10 protein-coding genes and 2 pseudogenes are annotated in these 15249 nt (G+C 63.5%); 8 read left to right on the top strand and 4 right to left on the bottom strand.

Going from position 1 to position 15249, the window contains the following annotated elements:
* Window positions 1-121 precede the first annotated feature (121 nt).
* From FFS27_RS15205 to FFS27_RS15175, 6 genes and pseudogenes are all read left to right on the top strand, one after another.
* Window positions 122-2524: pseudogene (locus FFS27_RS15205) on the top strand (LuxR C-terminal-related transcriptional regulator); the annotation flags it as partial.
* Window positions 2525-2755: 231 nt separating this feature from the next.
* Window positions 2756-3193 (top strand): DUF6160 family protein, encoded by a 438-nt coding sequence (locus tag FFS27_RS15195; protein WP_003098074.1) that lies wholly within the window; start codon window positions 2756-2758, stop codon window positions 3191-3193.
* A gap of 78 nt (window positions 3194-3271) precedes the next feature.
* Window positions 3272-4033 carry a C39 family peptidase gene (locus FFS27_RS15190; protein WP_003098072.1) on the top strand — a complete coding sequence of 254 codons (762 nt, stop codon included), beginning with the start codon at window positions 3272-3274 and terminating at the stop codon, window positions 4031-4033.
* A 40-nt stretch (window positions 4034-4073) separates the two neighbouring features.
* Window positions 4074-5099 carry a transporter gene (locus tag FFS27_RS15185; protein ID WP_003120313.1) on the top strand — a complete coding sequence of 342 codons (1026 nt, stop codon included), beginning with the start codon at window positions 4074-4076 and terminating at the stop codon, window positions 5097-5099.
* 19 nt (window positions 5100-5118) lie between these two features.
* A complete protein-coding gene (locus FFS27_RS15180; protein WP_003098070.1) occupies window positions 5119-6717 on the top strand; it encodes an outer membrane protein transport protein in 1599 nt (532 codons plus the stop codon).
* 13 nt (window positions 6718-6730) lie between these two features.
* Entirely contained in the window at window positions 6731-7918 is a 1188-nt protein-coding gene (locus FFS27_RS15175) for a MalM family protein (protein WP_003087803.1), read from the top strand.
* A gap of 56 nt (window positions 7919-7974) precedes the next feature.
* Here the strand turns inward: FFS27_RS15175 and FFS27_RS15170 are convergent, their stop codons facing one another.
* The 4 genes from FFS27_RS15170 to ppsR all read right to left on the bottom strand — a co-directional run bounded on the left by FFS27_RS15170 (window position 7975) and on the right by ppsR (window position 12142).
* Window positions 7975-8958 (bottom strand): alpha-L-glutamate ligase-like protein, encoded by a 984-nt coding sequence (locus tag FFS27_RS15170; RefSeq protein ID WP_019484627.1) that lies wholly within the window; start codon window positions 8956-8958, stop codon window positions 7975-7977.
* 3 nt (window positions 8959-8961) lie between these two features.
* Complete coding sequence (gene rloB, locus FFS27_RS15165; RefSeq protein WP_003087809.1) at window positions 8962-10488, bottom strand: osmotic stress tolerance membrane protein RloB; 1527 nt, start codon at window positions 10486-10488, stop codon at window positions 8962-8964.
* Window positions 10489-10493: 5 nt separating this feature from the next.
* A complete protein-coding gene (gene rloA, locus FFS27_RS15160; RefSeq protein WP_003087811.1) occupies window positions 10494-11033 on the bottom strand; it encodes a retropepsin-like aspartic peptidase RloA in 540 nt (179 codons plus the stop codon).
* Window positions 11034-11323: 290 nt separating this feature from the next.
* Entirely contained in the window at window positions 11324-12142 is an 819-nt protein-coding gene (ppsR, locus tag FFS27_RS15155) for a posphoenolpyruvate synthetase regulatory kinase/phosphorylase PpsR (RefSeq protein ID WP_003087813.1), read from the bottom strand.
* A 171-nt stretch (window positions 12143-12313) separates the two neighbouring features.
* Here ppsR and ppsA point away from each other — a divergent pair, with 171 nt between their 5' ends.
* Both ppsA and FFS27_RS15140 read left to right on the top strand, forming a co-directional pair.
* On the top strand, window positions 12314-14689 hold the full coding sequence (gene ppsA, locus FFS27_RS15145) for a phosphoenolpyruvate synthase (RefSeq protein ID WP_003098065.1): 2376 nt from the start codon (window positions 12314-12316) through the stop codon (window positions 14687-14689).
* Between the two features lie 69 nt (window positions 14690-14758).
* Window positions 14759-15223 (top strand): annotated as a pseudogene (locus tag FFS27_RS15140) (alpha/beta hydrolase); the annotation flags it as partial.
* Window positions 15224-15249 lie beyond the last annotated feature (26 nt).

Below are 15249 nucleotides of genomic sequence, written 5' to 3'. Positions count from 1 at the left end.
TGTCTATGTACGCAGATGGGTCATACGGGATTATCTGAATGTTGTGGGGATGGGAGATGCTGGTGAAAGAAATGCGTAATTTCATCGTTTTGCACCCATTGGTTCTTTTAGATGTGGATAAGGGACAGCCGCCAATCTGCTCGGCACCGACGTCGCGGTGCCGCTGGAGGGTATCCTGGATGCCTTCCTCGCCGACCTGCGTCGCCTGGAAGGCCCCTTGTACCTGTTCCTCGACGATTTCCACCGCATCCGCCACGCCGCCTTGCCGCATGGGGTTCGCTACCTGATCGAGAACCTGCCCGATCACGTGCGGGTGGTGGCCTCGACCCGCTTCCGCCCGCGCTTCCTGGTCGACGAGCCGACCCTCAAGCCCTGGACCTTCTGCCTGAGCGCGGAAGACCTGCGGCTATCGCGCGAGGAGAGCGATGCGTTTCTCCTCGACCTCAAGGGGCTGGAGCTGGGCGAGCGCGAGCTGAAGCTGCTGTTCAAGCGCACCGAAGGCTGGATCACGGCGTTGCACCTGGCGGCCCTGGCCCTCAGTCGCAATACCGACCGGGAAGGTTTCCTCCGCGGGCTCTCCGGGACCGAACGGAACATCGCCGACTACCTGGCGGAAGACGTGCTGGCCAGCCTGCCCGCCGACCTGCAGCTGTTCCTCGACCAGACCTCGGTGCTCGACGAGTTCAATGCGGAACTGTGCAATGCGCTGACCGGACGTCGCGACGGTCTGGACATGCTCATGCGCCTGCAGAACGAGCAGTTGTTCGTCATCGCCCTGGACGACCAGCGCGAATGGTTCCGCTACCACCATCTGTTCGCCGAGTTCCTCCAGGGGCGGCTGTCCCGGCATGCCGATCCGACCCCGCTGCTGCATGCGGCGGCGCGCTGGTGCGAGGGGCGCGACCTGGCCGACCGGGCGATCAAGTACGCCCTTCGCGCCCGCGACTACCTGTTCGCCGCCGAGTTGCTGGAGCGCCAGGGCGCGCGCCTGATCGCCGGTAACCGGGTGTACGGCATCCTCGGCATGCTCAACGGCATTCCCGCCGAGGTGATCCGCGAGCATCCGGTGTTCCAGATCTTCTACGCCTGGCAACTGGCGTTCGAGCAACGCTTCGCCGAGGCCGAGGCGTTGATCGAGGAGGTCAGCCACCGCCTCTTGCAGGGGCGCGGCAAGGTCATGCACTTCGGGCTCGGCGAGTTGCTCGCCGCCGCCCAGGTGCTCAAGGCCCTGGTGTTGCTCTACCAGGACAAGCTCGAAGCCTGCCTGAAGGTCGCCCGTCACTGGCTGTCCATGGTTCCGAGCAACCAGCCGGTGTTCCGCGCCAGCCTGCTCTGCGTGCAGGCTTCGGCGCATGCGCTGCTCGGCGACTACGCCGAGGCCGCCGGCGCCATCGGTTCTGCGCGGGAGGACCTGAAAGTCGCCGACAGCGAGTACCTGCAGGTGGTGACCAGCCTGATCGAATCCCTGATCTGCAAGGAGAGTGGCGACCTGGAGCGGGGCAGGGCGATCGCCGAGTCGGCGCGCAACCGGGTCGAGCAGGTATTCGGCCGGCGCAGCCGGGTCGGCGGGCCCTTGTCGCTGGCCTATGCCGACCTGCTCTACGAGCAGGACCGGCATGCCGGTGTGCTCGCCGAACTACCGCTGGCGACGGTCTGGCGGGATGTCGCGACGCCGGTGGAACTGCTCAGTCGCGGCCAGTTGGTCATGGCCAAGGCGCGCTTCTTCTCCGGCGCCGCCGAGCAGGGGCTGGCGCAACTCGACGAATGGCTGAGCGGTCTGCTCTCGCCCGGCTACGAGCGTGTCTATGCTCACGCCATGAGCTGCAAGGTGCAGTTCCTGCTGTGGCTGCGCCGTCCGAACGAGGCCGAAAGGGTCTGCCTGCAACTGGAGCGGCATCTTGCCGGGCTCTCCGGCGAGCGGCACGCCGACGCACAGACCGCCCTGGTCCTGGCGGAGGCTCGGCTGGCATTGTCCGAGCGTCACGCGGAACGCGCGCAGAGCAAGCTGGAAAGCTGTCTGGCCGGCTACTCTTCCGCTTACCAGAGGGATCGGCGGCTGCGTTTGTCCTTGTTACTTTCTGTGGCGTATTGGCAGAAAGGTAACAGCGAAAAAGCCATCGGCCTGTTCCTCGCCACGCTCGAGGAAGCCTGGAATCTCGGCTATCGCCGGCTGTTCCAGGACGACGCGTTGTGGCTGTTGCCGATGTGGGAAAGCTGGAGGGAAGCGGAGCCCAAGCGTGCCGCGGCCTGGCAGGGGCTGGCCGACCTGCTCCGCGAGCAGTGCCGGAAGCTCTCCGTGGACCCGGAAAGTTTCGATGAAAATCAGGATGTTAGCCATCGCGAACGGGAAATCCTGCGGCTGGTGGCGGCGGGCTTGTCGAACCGCGATATCGCGCAGGCGGTGCACCTGTCGGAAGCCACCATCAAGTGGCACCTGCACAACCTGTTCGCCAAGCTGGGTGTGAAGAGCAGAACGCAAGCCGTACTAAAGGGTAAAAGCCTGGGACTGCTGAGCGAGGCGTGAGCGGCAGCCGCCATCGCTCCATCCCTTGGATGGGCTGGCGGCGGAAGGGGTGGCCCAGTAGCTTGGAATCCAGGACGAGAGAGCATGAGGCTCTACCGAATCCATGTCCGGGACACCTAGGGAAGCAGTACCGGACCTGGAGACCGGCGAGATGCCGGTCGATCTGCCGGGGACAGGATGCAAACGGCAGTGCCCTGGGGCAAACCACACCTGAACACTGGAGAAATAACAATGAAAAAGCACCTGTTCCTTGCAACTGCTGTTCTGGCTGCTCCCTTGCTGGCGCATGCCGACCTGAAAGCCATGGACGATGGCGCGCTGTCCGACGTGACCGGCCAGGCAGGCATCAGCATTTCCGGTACTTTCCAGGGCTCCGTCGGGGCCGTGACCTACACCGATACCGACACCAACGGCGGCTCCCTGCGGCTGGAGAACATCAGCCTGCCGGCGCTGACCATCGACGATACCAAGCCGCTGACCATCGACGTCGTCACCACCGATATCGGCGGCAAGTCGACCCAGCAATTGGCCATCGGCCTGCCGGCCATCACCGGCGACGTGACCGTTGGCGCCATCAAGGTGGGCGACACCAGCGCCGCCAGCATCGGCTCGCTGACCGTCTCCGGGCTGAACATGGCCGGTTCCACCATCAAGGTCTGGGGTCACTGATCCAGGAACCGAGTCGAGACGCGAAGACCTCGCCGAGGCATCGGCGGGGTCTTTCTCCGAAAGAGGTACGACGGGGCGATGTTCGAGATTTTGCTGGGAAGTCTGATCGGACTGTTCGGGTTCACCCAGACGGTCGATACCAAGCCGCAACCGCAGGGCACGGTCAACCTCAGCCAGCCTCTGACCCCCAATGGACCCTACCGCGAATCGGTGCAACTGGAGCCGATGAGCCAGTTGCAGTTCCGCAACGTCATCCGCCAGGCCTATGACTACAGCTGCGGCTCGGCGGCGCTTACCACGCTGCTGGACTACTACCTCGGGCGCAACCTCGAGGAACGCCAGGTCATGGAAGGGCTGCTGCGCTATGGCGAGGCCGATAAGATCGTGCAGCGCCGCGGTTTCTCGCTGCTCGACATGAAGCGCTACGCCGCTGCGCTGGGCTACAAGAGCGGTGGTTTTCGCGCCGAGTTCAGCGACCTGGACGCTCTCGAGCATCCGGCGCTGGTCCCCATCCACTATGCCGGCTTCAAGCATTTCGTGGTGGTGCGCGATGTCTACAACGATCACGTCTTCGTCGCCGATCCGGCCTTGGGCAACATCAGCTTCACCCGGACGCGCTTCGAGGAAATCTGGGACCAGAACGTCCTGTTCGTGATCTTCCCGAGTGGGCAGGAGCCCCGCAACGCGCTGGCGCTGAACGATCGCGACATGCGCCTGGTGGACGACCGCACCGTCAGCCTGCTGGCGTTCCGCGAGTTTCCGCAGATCAACAAGATCACTGAAAACCAGGTCCGTGAGCTGGGCACTGGTGGCGACGTCATACACCTGCGCACCAAGTAGCAGATACCCAAAAACAAGAACAATCTCTGGGGATAGCGCCATGAGAATCAGGGGGTACACATGCGCGGCGGCGCTGATGCTGTCTATCAGCGGTTTGTCCGTTGCCGAGGAAGCCTCGGTCGACCAGGCCCGTGACGCGCTGGCCAAGAAGAATGACGATGCCGACAGCGCCAAGGCGCTGGAGGAAGTCTTCCAGGCCGCCGAGAAGAGCTACACCTTGCTGAAGAAGGGCGAGCGGACCCTGACCTACGGTTTCGACTACGCGCTGGTGCGCGACCAGCGGCTGACCCTGGTGCCGCTGACCAAGACCAGCGGCGGCACGCAGATCTACGGCCTCGCCGGCCGGCAGAGCCAGTCCCAGCACACCTTCACCAACTCCTTCACCTTCGACTACGGGATCTGGGACAACCTCACCTTCAGTTTCCGCCTGCCGCTGGTAGCCAAGTACGACACCGAGATGGATACCCACGCCTACAGCCTCGGCGACGTTTCCGCGACCTTGCGCTGGCAGCCCTGGGCGGCGGTGCGCGGGCGGCCGGTCACCACGCTGTATACCACCATCGGCCTGCCGACCGGCGACAGTCCCTACAAGACCAACCTGGACAAGGACATCTCCACCGGCAACGGCTACTACAGCCTGGGCTTCGGCGCGAACATGTCCTATGTGATCGACCCGGTGGTCCTCTACGGCTCGCTCGGCTACACCTGGAACCTGCCGGTGGACGACGTGCACCAGACCCTGGCCGACAACTCCCAGCTGGAGAAGGTCTCGCCCGGCAACACGATCAACTTCAACATGGGCATGGCCTACGCGCTGTCCTACGACGTCTCGCTGGCGACTTCGTACCAGATGGCCTACACGCTGAAGAACCGCTACCACACCACTGCCGGTACGTTCGAGTCGTCCGAACAGACCAGTAGCATCATGAACTTCTCGCTCGGCTTGCGGACGTCACCGGACTACATCGTCAACGTCAACGCCGGTTTCGGCCTCACGGAAGACTCGCCGGATGTACTGCTGGGGTTATCCGTACCCCTCGATATCAAAGGGCTGAAGGCCCAGTAACCCGCGAGCGAGGCCTGTTATGAAGATGCGCATTGCGCCGCTCTGGCTGGCGCTGGCAGGGGTGTGCCTGGCCTGGATTCCGCCGGCCGGCGCGCAGATGGCCAACGACCTGACCATCGGCAACCCGAAAGCCATGGCCCTCGGCAACGCCGTGACCGCCGACGAGACCGGCATCGATTCGGTGCACTACAACCCGGCGGCGCTGACCAGGATGAAGGGCCGCCAGGCGACCGTGAAGCTGCTCACCGGGGTGATGGACATCCGCGCCGGCTTCAAGGCGCCGCCGAACTACGGCGAAGGCACCTTCGGCCTGCGCGACGACCCGGTCGCCAACAGCCACAGCCGGACCCTGACCCCGACCATGTACCTGCCCGGCCTCGGCGGCATGACCGACGTGCCGTTGCTGGTGGCGCCGCTGGCCGGGATCTCGATCAACCCGCCGGGTTCCAAGTTCACCTTCGCCACCAACGTCTACACCCCGCAAGCGCTGGGCTACAGCCGCGATTCCGATAGCGATCCGGCGCGCTACCAGGGACGCGAGGTGTCGTTGCAGCGGCTCACCTACTTCTCGCCGACCCTGGCCTACCAGGTCAACGACGAGCTGTCGGTCGGCCTGTCGGTGGGTTTTTCCCACCAGGCAGTAGCGTTGAACGAGGATTTCCGGGCGCCGAACCAGTTGCTCGGGCTGTTGCAGCAGACCAAGGAGATCGGTTGCCTGCCGGGAATGCAGGAGATCCTCGAGGTGTTCTTCAACGTCTGCGGCGGCAACATCGGCCCGTTCCAGAACCTGGCCAATATCGACCTGGACATGCAGCAGTCGCTGTCGCCCAGCTTCAACCTCGGCGTGCTCTGGGAGCCCACCGACTGGTTCGCCTGGGGCGCGACCTACCAGAGCGAGTCGCGGATGAGGCTCAAGGGCAAGTACCGGGTCGACTACGGCCAGGGCTGGCAGGGTTTCTGGACCGGGGTGCACAAGTCGCTCGGTGGTGCGATCCTCGGCCAGATGTTCCCCTACGGGAACGTCGATGAAGAGCATGGCAACGCCACGATGAACATGGTCTACCCGGATGCCTTCTCCACCGGCGTGAAGCTGCGCCCGTTCAAGAAGTGGCAATTCAACTTCGACCTGAAATGGAACGGCTACAGCGACTGGAACGAGTTCAAGATCGAGTTCGACCGCGAGCTTGACCTGCTGCGCATCGCCAAGTACCTCGACTCGAAGGACGCCACCAGCCACAGCATCACCCTCGACCGCGGCTACCGCGATACCTGGAGCTGGGCCATGGGCGTGCAGTACGACGTCAACGACCGTTTGCAGCTACGCGCCGGCTACGAATACCGGCCTTCGGCGATCCCCAAGGGCCAGGCGGACATCCTGGTGCCGATCGGCGATGCCAATCTCTACGGCCTGGGGCTGGGCTACCAGTGGGACAAGGACACGGTGATCGATGTCGGTTTCAACTACTTCGTCACCAAGCAGAGCGTCAAGGCCGATACCAGCTGCAACCTGAACTGCACCGGGCTCGACAACCTGGTGTACAACCCCTACGCGGGACTGGACGTGGACACCACGGTGAAGGCCTATATTTTCGCCATGACCTACCGTACGACCTTCTGAGGGCTGGAGCATGATGCGCGCATCCATCGTACTTTGCGTCTTCTCCCTGGCGCTGCCGGCATCTTCGCCGGGCTGGGCCTCCGGCGGGCGCTACCTGACCTGGGTGGACGACAATGGCGGGGTGCACAACACCTTCGTCGACGGCCAGTTCGACCGCCAGCAGCGCCAGGCACGGCAGCGCATCGGCCAGAGCGACCAGGCGCGGGTGCTGAACAAGGCGGACAACGCCACGCAGTGGCCGGGGAACAGCAGCGGAGGGGAGAGCAAGCGTCGCTACTACACCTGGATCGATGCCAACGGCAACGTGCAGAACAGCTTCTATGCCGGCGCCCAGGTCGCCGGCCAGCGCGCCGACTACGTCCTGCCCAACGGCGAGCACTCCGCCGAATACATCGATGCCGAGGCCTTCGAGGGCAAGGGTTTCGTTCGCAGCGAGAACGGCAGTCCCTACTACACCTGGGTGGACGAGAAGGGCCGCATGCACAACTCGCAGATCCCGCCCGAGGAGCGCGCGGCGCGCTTCAAGCGGGAGGCCGCGCCTTCGTCGCAGATCGCCTTCACCGAGGGCCGGCAGATCGAGTTCAAGCAACGTCCGACGGCGTTGCCCGGGCTGGATGGCGCCGGCCAGCAGAGCGATGCGCTGAAGGCTTTGCTCAAGGGCACCGAGATGACCATCGACGATCTCTACCAGGACCTGCAACGGCGCTGCTGCGAGCAGATCGCCGAGAGCGACTTCACCGAACTGGATGCCGACGAACCGCGCTACGAGGAGTTGAACCGCTTCTCGCCGAGCTTCGACTTTCCCATGGGCAGGAGCTTCTACGCGGCGATCCGGCTGCCGCGCTCCCAGGGTGTCTACGGCCTGCGCATCCGCAGTTTCGCCAACCGCCAGGTGGTCTACCCGTCGCTGCTGTTCCTCGACGAGCACAAGCGGCCGACCCGGCTGGTCAGCGACGCGGTGTACAAGCTGAACCCGGAAACCTGGTATCGCTACGCTTTCATCGAGGGTACGGTGCCGGTGCGAGCCAATCGCGGCGAGCGCTACGTGCTGCTGCTGACCACCGACGAGGACCGCTCGCTGCAAACCCTCGACAACAAGCCGTTCAAGCGTCCGCTGCAGGACCTGGCGGTGAACGAGGCGGGCATGCAGGTGCATGAGCACGCCCGGCAGGGCGGCTTCGAGCTGGCCGTGGTGCGTTGAAATCCGAGACATGAAAAAGCCCGGCCGGAGCCGGGCTTCTTCATACCGGAAGCACGTCAGCCCTGGAGCTGCTGGACGTGGCCGAACAGCTGCTGGGAGAAGCGTACGCGCTCTTCCGCGGACTCTTCGATGCCTTTCGCCTTGAGTTCTTCCAGTCGCGCCTCGACGGCGTGGCAGCGGTGCACCAGGCCGCTGTCGTTGGCGATCTGGATGTTCAGGCCCGGGCGGGCGTTGAGTTCGAGGATCAGCGGGCCTTTCTCCTGGTCGAGAACCATGTCCACGCCGATGTAGCCGAGGCCCGACAACTCGTAGCAACCGGCCGCCAGCTTCATGAAACCGTCCCAGTTCGGCAGTTGCACACCGTCCACCGCGTTGGTGGTGTCCGGGTGCTTGGCGATCTTGTTGTTCAGCCAGGTGCCGCGCAGGGTGACGCCGGTGGCCAGGTCGACGCCCACGCCGATGGCGCCCTGGTGCAGGTTGGCCTTGCCGCCCGACTGCCGGGTCGGCAGGCGCAGCATGGCCATCACCGGGTAGCCCATCAGTACGATGATGCGGATGTCCGGCACACCTTCGTAGCTGATGCTCTTGAAGATCTGGTCGGGGGTCACCCGGTACTCGATCAGTACGCGGTCGCGATGGCCGCCGAGGGAGTAGAGGCCGGAGAGGATGCTCGAGATGTGGTGCTCGATCTCCTCGTGGCTGACGATCTTCCCCGATACGGTCTTGTAGCGGCCCTCGAAGCGGTCGGCGATCACCATGATGCCGTCGCCGCCGGCGCCCTGCGCCGGCTTGATGACGAAATCGTTGTGCTCGCCGATGATCTCGTTGAGCTTGTCGATGCCTTTCTCGGTCTCGATGATGCCGTACATCTCCGGCACGTGGATGCCGGCCTCGAGCGCGCGTTCCTTGGTGATGATCTTGTCGTCCACCACCGGATACAGGTGCCGCTTGTTGTACTTCAGGACGTAATCGGCATTGCGTCGGTTGATGCCCATCACGCCTTTCGCGGTCAGGTCTTTCCAGGTCTTCCAGATCGACATGGTTCAGTCCTTGAGCAGGGCCTTGAAGCGGAACAGCTCGGTCAGGCGGTAGCCGCGGTAGCGGCCCATGGCGAGCATGAAGGCGACCAGGATCAGCAGCACGGCCGGGAAGGTGAAGATGAAGTACACCAGTTCCGGGATGCGCATGAGGATGTGCGCCAGCGATGCCGCGAAAAGGGTGCCGATGGCCACCTTCATCGCATGGCCGCCGCCGCGCTCTTCCCAGGTGATCGACAGGCGTTCGATGGTCATGGTCAGGATCACCATCGGGAACAGGGCGATCGACAGGCCGCTCTCGAAGCCGAGCTTGTGGCTGAACAGGCTGATCACCGCGATCATCACCACCACGAAGGTCAGCACCACCGAGAGGCGCGGCAGCATCTGCAGCTTCAGGTGCTCGAGATAGGAGCGCAGCGACAGGCCCAGGGCGGTGATCACGGTGAACAGGGCGATACCCCATTGCAGGCCGGTCTCGCGGAAGGCCAGGGCGATCAGCACCGGGGTGAAGGTGCCGAGGGTCTGCAGGCCGATCAGGTTGCGCAGGATCAGGATCACCAGCACGCCGATCGGGATCATGATCATGATCTGGAAGGTCTGCTGGGTGGACAGCGGCAGGCCGTACAGGGAGTACTCGAGGAAGGCCGCCTCGGTGTTCTCGTCGGACAGCTTGGCCAGGCGGATGGCGTTCATCTCGCTGCTGTTCAGGCTGAAGCTGACCTGGGCCTTCTTGCCGCCGTCGATGGTCATCAGCGGCTCATCGCCAAGCCACCAGATCAGGCGATCGGAGGGCAGGCCCTGTTCGCCGGTGACCACGTTGAAATACAGCCAGTTCTCGCCGTTGAAGCTGCGCAGCCACAGTTCCGGGCTCTGTTGCAGGTCGGCGACCAGACGGATGGTGTGGACCCGCTCCATCGGCACGTGGGCGATGGACAGCAGGGTCTCGACGATATGCGCTTTCTTTTCCAGGCTGGTGTCGCCGGCCATCAGCAGCTTGACGTTGTCGTCGTTGCCGTTGTTGGCGCGCTTGATGGCTTCGCTGACGAAGGTCTCGACGTCGGCCGAGTGCTGGCGAATGGGGGCCAGCAGGGCTTCTGCGGCGATCTTCTCCGGGCCTTCCAGGGGCAGGCTGTCGCGGAAGATCGGGCCTTTCTCCTTGGTCTTCTCGCCGGTGTAGCGCTTGGTCAGCACCAGGCGGTAGTACAGGGTCTGCTTGCCGTTGGCGCGGCGGGCGGACCAGGTCACCTTGCGATTGCCGTCGGCGCGATTGATGCTGACGCCGTAATTGTTGGAGACGAAGCTTTCGTTGAGGCTGACGTAGTCCTGGCTCAACGGCGGAACGAACATCTGCACCTTGACCGGGGTTTTCGGCGTGGCGACGAAGTCGACCTTGGCATCGATGTTCCAGAGGTCATCGGTTTCGGCTTCGGTAACGGGAATACCCTGGACGAAAATCTGATAGGCGGTGATCGCCACACCCAGGGTCAGCAGGATGGCGATCAGGACTTTCAGATGCAGGTTGAGAGAGCGCATGTCGTTTACTCAGCAGGTTTTGCATCAGGTTTGCAGCCGGGTTTCCCGGCCGAGTATTTCAAACTCGGATCGACCAGTGCGTCGAATTTCTTCAAGGCCTCCGAGCCGATCAAAAGCGGGTATTGGAATGCACTTCGGTCGGTCAGGTTCACTTCGATGGTGCGAATCGCCTTGCCCATGCAGACCTGCAGCTCGATCACCGGACGGGCGGTATAGGCCTTGCCCTCGTCGGGGTTGAAGTCGCCGTGGCGGCGCTTGATCTTGCTGATCCGCGCCAGGGGCTTCTCGATCGGGGTGTCGTCGGCGTTGTCGGTGGCCAGGTAGAAGCGCACCCAGGTTTCGCCGTCGCGCTTGAAACGCTTGATGTCGCGGGCGCTGAGGGAGGCGGTCTTGGCGCCGGTGTCGAGCTTGGCGGCCAGCTGGATGTCCGGGTCGTTGATGCGCGCGTATTCGTTCAGGCCGTAGACCGTCTTTTCGGCGGCTACGCTCAGGCCTGGTACGGCGATGAATAGGCAGAGCAGGGGAGCTAAGGGCTTGAGTTTCATAAGTCCTGGTTGGTGTCGCGTTCGGCGGGTCGATCTTGCGATCGCTGTCCAGTCCGTGACGGAAAACCCTGCGTCATCGACCTGCGCTCGGCAGGCCGGGCATGCCGGGCGCCCCGCCAGGCGCATGCGGGCCGCATTCTATCACGCGGTTTTTCGGCAGCGACAGCCGCTTATACCACTTGGTCGGGGTTTTGCCCCTGGGATGAAACGAAATTCCATCCAGGGGCTCGAAGCGTTACCGGAAGCGGGCAAGGGACCTTGGCGGTGCCGAGCCGCTGGCCCCGGAGCGGTTATTTGAAGCGCCGTTCCACGCCTTTTTCGACGAGGATCTTTGCGGAAATCTCCTCCACCGAGAAATGCGTGGAGTTGATGTAGGCGATGTTTTCGCGGCGGAACAGGCTTTCGACCTCGCGTACCTCGAATTCGCACTGGGCGAAGCTGGCGTAGCGACTGTTGGGCTTGCGTTCGTTGCGGATCGCGGTGAGGCGGTCGGGGTCGATGGTCAGGCCGAACAGCTTGTGCTTGTACTGCTTGAGGGCGTTCGGCAGTTGCAGGCGCTCCATGTCCTCTTCCGTCAACGGGTAGTTGGCGGCGCGGATGCCATACTGCAGGGCCATGTACAGGCAGGTGGGCGTCTTGCCGCAGCGCGAGACGCCGACCAGGATCAGGTCGGCCTTGTCGTAGTAGTGGGTGCGGGCGCCGTCGTCGTTGTCGAGGGCGAAGTTCACCGCCTCGATGCGATCCATGTAGTTGGAGTTGTGGCCGATGGAGTGGGACTTGCCGACCGAATAGGACGAGTCGGCCGAAAGCTCCTGTTCCAGAGGCGAAAGAAAGGTGGCGAAGATATCGATCATGAAACCGTTGGATTGCGCCAGGACCGCCCGGATGTCGCGGTTCACGATGGTATCGAAGATGATCGGACGGGCCCCGTCCGACTCGGCAGCATTATTGATTTGCTGTACCATGGCGCGCGCTTTTTCTTCGGTATCGATGTACGGTCTCGTCAGTTTGACGAAGCTGATGTTCTCGAACTGTGCCAGAAGGCTTTGGCCCAGGGTTTCGGCGGTGATACCGGTGCCGTCCGAGATGAAGAATGCGGTTCGTTTCATTTGCACCGAAAGCCTTAAGGTAGGAACGATTCTTGGCTATGATAGGCCGCGCGTTGTCAGAGGCCTTTCTGTCGCAGCATTGTCACTTATTTCTAAGGGCCAGGCCAGAATCCAGCGGAGCTGCTCCTGGCCCCGCTTGAGCTTTTCCAATTCAATAGTGGAGAGATCACCTTGGTAGAGTACGTAGTTTCCCTCGATAAGCTCGGCGTCCATGATGTAGAGCATGTGGGGGGCAAGAACGCATCCCTCGGCGAGATGATCAGCAACCTGGCCGGTGCCGGCGTTTCCGTACCCGGCGGATTTGCCACCACCGCCCAGGCCTACCGTGACTTCCTCGAGCAGAGTGGCCTCAACGACCGTATCCACGCGGCCCTGGACGCCCTGGACGTCGACGACGTCAACGCCCTGGCCAAGACCGGCGCGCAGATCCGCCAGTGGGTGATGGAAGCCGAGTTCCCGGCCCGTCTCGACAGCGAGATCCGCCAGGCCTTCGCCGCCCTGGCCAACGGCAACGACAACCTCGCCGTGGCAGTGCGTTCCTCCGCTACCGCCGAAGACCTTCCGGACGCCTCGTTCGCCGGCCAGCAGGAAACCTTCCTCAATATCCGCGGCGTGGACAATGTGATCCGCGCAGCAAAAGAGGTCTTTGCCTCCCTGTTCAACGACCGCGCCATCGCCTACCGCGTGCACCAGGGCTTCGATCACAAGCTGGTCGCCTTGTCCGCCGGCGTGCAGCGCATGGTCCGCTCGGAAACCGGCACCGCCGGGGTGATGTTCACCCTGGACACCGAATCCGGCTTCCGCGACGTGGTCTTCATCACCGGTGCCTACGGCCTGGGCGAGACCGTGGTTCAGGGCGCGGTGAACCCCGACGAGTTCTACGTCCACAAGCCGACCCTGGAAGCCGGGCGTCCGGCCATCCTGCGCCGCAACCTGGGTAGCAAGGCGATCAAGATGATCTACGGCGACGAAGCCAAGGCCGGTCGCTCGGTCAAGGTAGTGGACGTCGATCGCGCCGATCGCGCCCGCTTCGCCCTGAGCGACGCCGAGGTCACCGAGCTGGCCAAGCAGGCCATGATCATCGAGAAGCACTATGGCCGCCCGATGGACATCGAATGGGCCAAGGACGGTGACGACGGCAAGCTGTACATCGTCCAGGCACGCCCGGAAACCGTGAAGAGCCGCGCCAGCGCCACGGTCATGGAGCGCTACCTGCTGAAAGAGAAGGGGACCGTCCTGGTGGAAGGACGTGCCATCGGCCAGCGCATCGGTGCCGGTCCGGTCAAGGTGATCAACGACGTGTCGGAAATGGACAAGGTCCAACCGGGTGACGTCCTGGTCTCCGACATGACCGACCCGGACTGGGAGCCGGTGATGAAGCGCGCCAGCGCCATCGTCACCAACCGCGGCGGGCGTACCTGCCACGCGGCGATCATCGCTCGCGAACTGGGCATCCCGGCGGTGGTCGGTTGCGGCAACGCCACCCAGATCCTGCAGGATGGGCAGGGGGTGACCGTTTCCTGTGCCGAAGGCGATACCGGCTTCATCTTCGAAGGCGAACTCGGTTTCGATGTGCGCAAGAACTCGGTCGACGCCATGCCCGACCTTCCGTTCAAGATCATGATGAACGTCGGCAATCCCGATCGCGCTTTCGATTTCGCCCAGTTGCCGAACGAAGGCGTGGGCCTGGCCCGCCTCGAATTCATCATCAACCGCATGATCGGCGTGCACCCCAAGGCGTTGCTGAACTTCGCCGGCCTGCCGGCGGACATCAAGGAAAGCGTGGAGAAGCGCATCGCCGGCTATCCCGATCCGGTCGGCTTCTACGTCGAGAAGCTGGTGGAGGGCATCAGCACCCTGGCCGCGGCGTTCTGGCCGAAGAAGGTCATCGTGCGCCTGTCCGACTTCAAGTCCAATGAGTACGCCAACCTGATCGGCGGCAAGCTCTACGAGCCGGAAGAAGAGAACCCGATGCTCGGCTTCCGTGGCGCCTCGCGCTACATCAGCGAGTCGTTCCGCGACTGCTTCGAGCTGGAGTGTCGTGCGCTGAAGAAGGTCCGCAACGAAATGGGCCTGACCAACGTCGAGATCATGGTGCCCTTCGTGCGCACCCTGGGCGAGGCGAGCCAGGTGGTCGAGCTGCTGGCCGGGAACGGCCTGAAGCGCGGCGAGAACGGACTGAAGGTCATCATGATGTGCGAACTGCCGTCGAACGCCCTGCTGGCCGACGAGTTCCTCGAGTTCTTCGATGGCTTCTCCATCGGTTCCAACGACCTGACCCAGCTGACCCTGGGCCTGGATCGCGATTCCGGCATCGTTGCCCACCTGTTCGACGAGCGCAATCCGGCGGTGAAGAAGCTGCTGGCCAATGCCATCGCTGCCTGCAACAAGGCCGGCAAGTACATCGGCATCTGCGGCCAGGGTCCGTCGGACCACCCGGACCTGGCCCGCTGGCTGATGGAGCAGGGCATCGAGAGCGTCTCGTTGAACCCCGACTCGGTGCTGGATACCTGGTTCTTCCTCGCCGAGGGGCAAGACCAGGCCTGATCGGTCCTCGCTGTATCCGGAAAGGGCGGGTAACACCGCCCTTTTTCGTGCCTCCTGTACAAGACAAGCATGCAAAGCAGTAGTCGCCTCTTTCCTGTCGCCCTGGTCAGCGCCGAATTGCGCGCCGACCTTACCGAAGACATCTACCGCCTGAAGCCCGGCAACAGCCCCGATGCCAGCGTCGAGCTAGTCGTAACCCGGCTCGGACAGCAGGCCGCCGGCGAGCGGCGCGGACCGCCTGTGATCCTCCTGCACGGGAGTTTTTCCAACCGCCGCTTCTGGTACTCGCCGCGTGCGCTCGGATTAGGTCCTTACCTGGCGCGGGCGGGGTTCGATGTCTGGCTGCCGGAAATGCGCGGCCATGGCCTGTCGATTCGCAACGATGGTTACCGGGACAACCGGGTCGCCGACTACGCGCGCTACGACCTGCCGGCGCTGGCCTCCTTCATCCACGAGCAGTGCGGGCAGCCGGCGCACTGGATTGGCCACTCCCTCGGTGGGGTGGTGCTGGCATCGGGGCTGTTGCCGGGCTTCAGGCGGTAGATGTCTTCGGTAAGGTC

Origin of the sequence: Pseudomonas sp. 2VD, assembly GCF_005503585.1 — a bacterium.
Lineage (GTDB): Bacteria > Pseudomonadota > Gammaproteobacteria > Pseudomonadales > Pseudomonadaceae > Pseudomonas > Pseudomonas aeruginosa.
The sequence above is the reverse complement of the archived record's forward strand: the minus strand, read 5'-3'. Positions and strand labels throughout refer to the sequence as shown.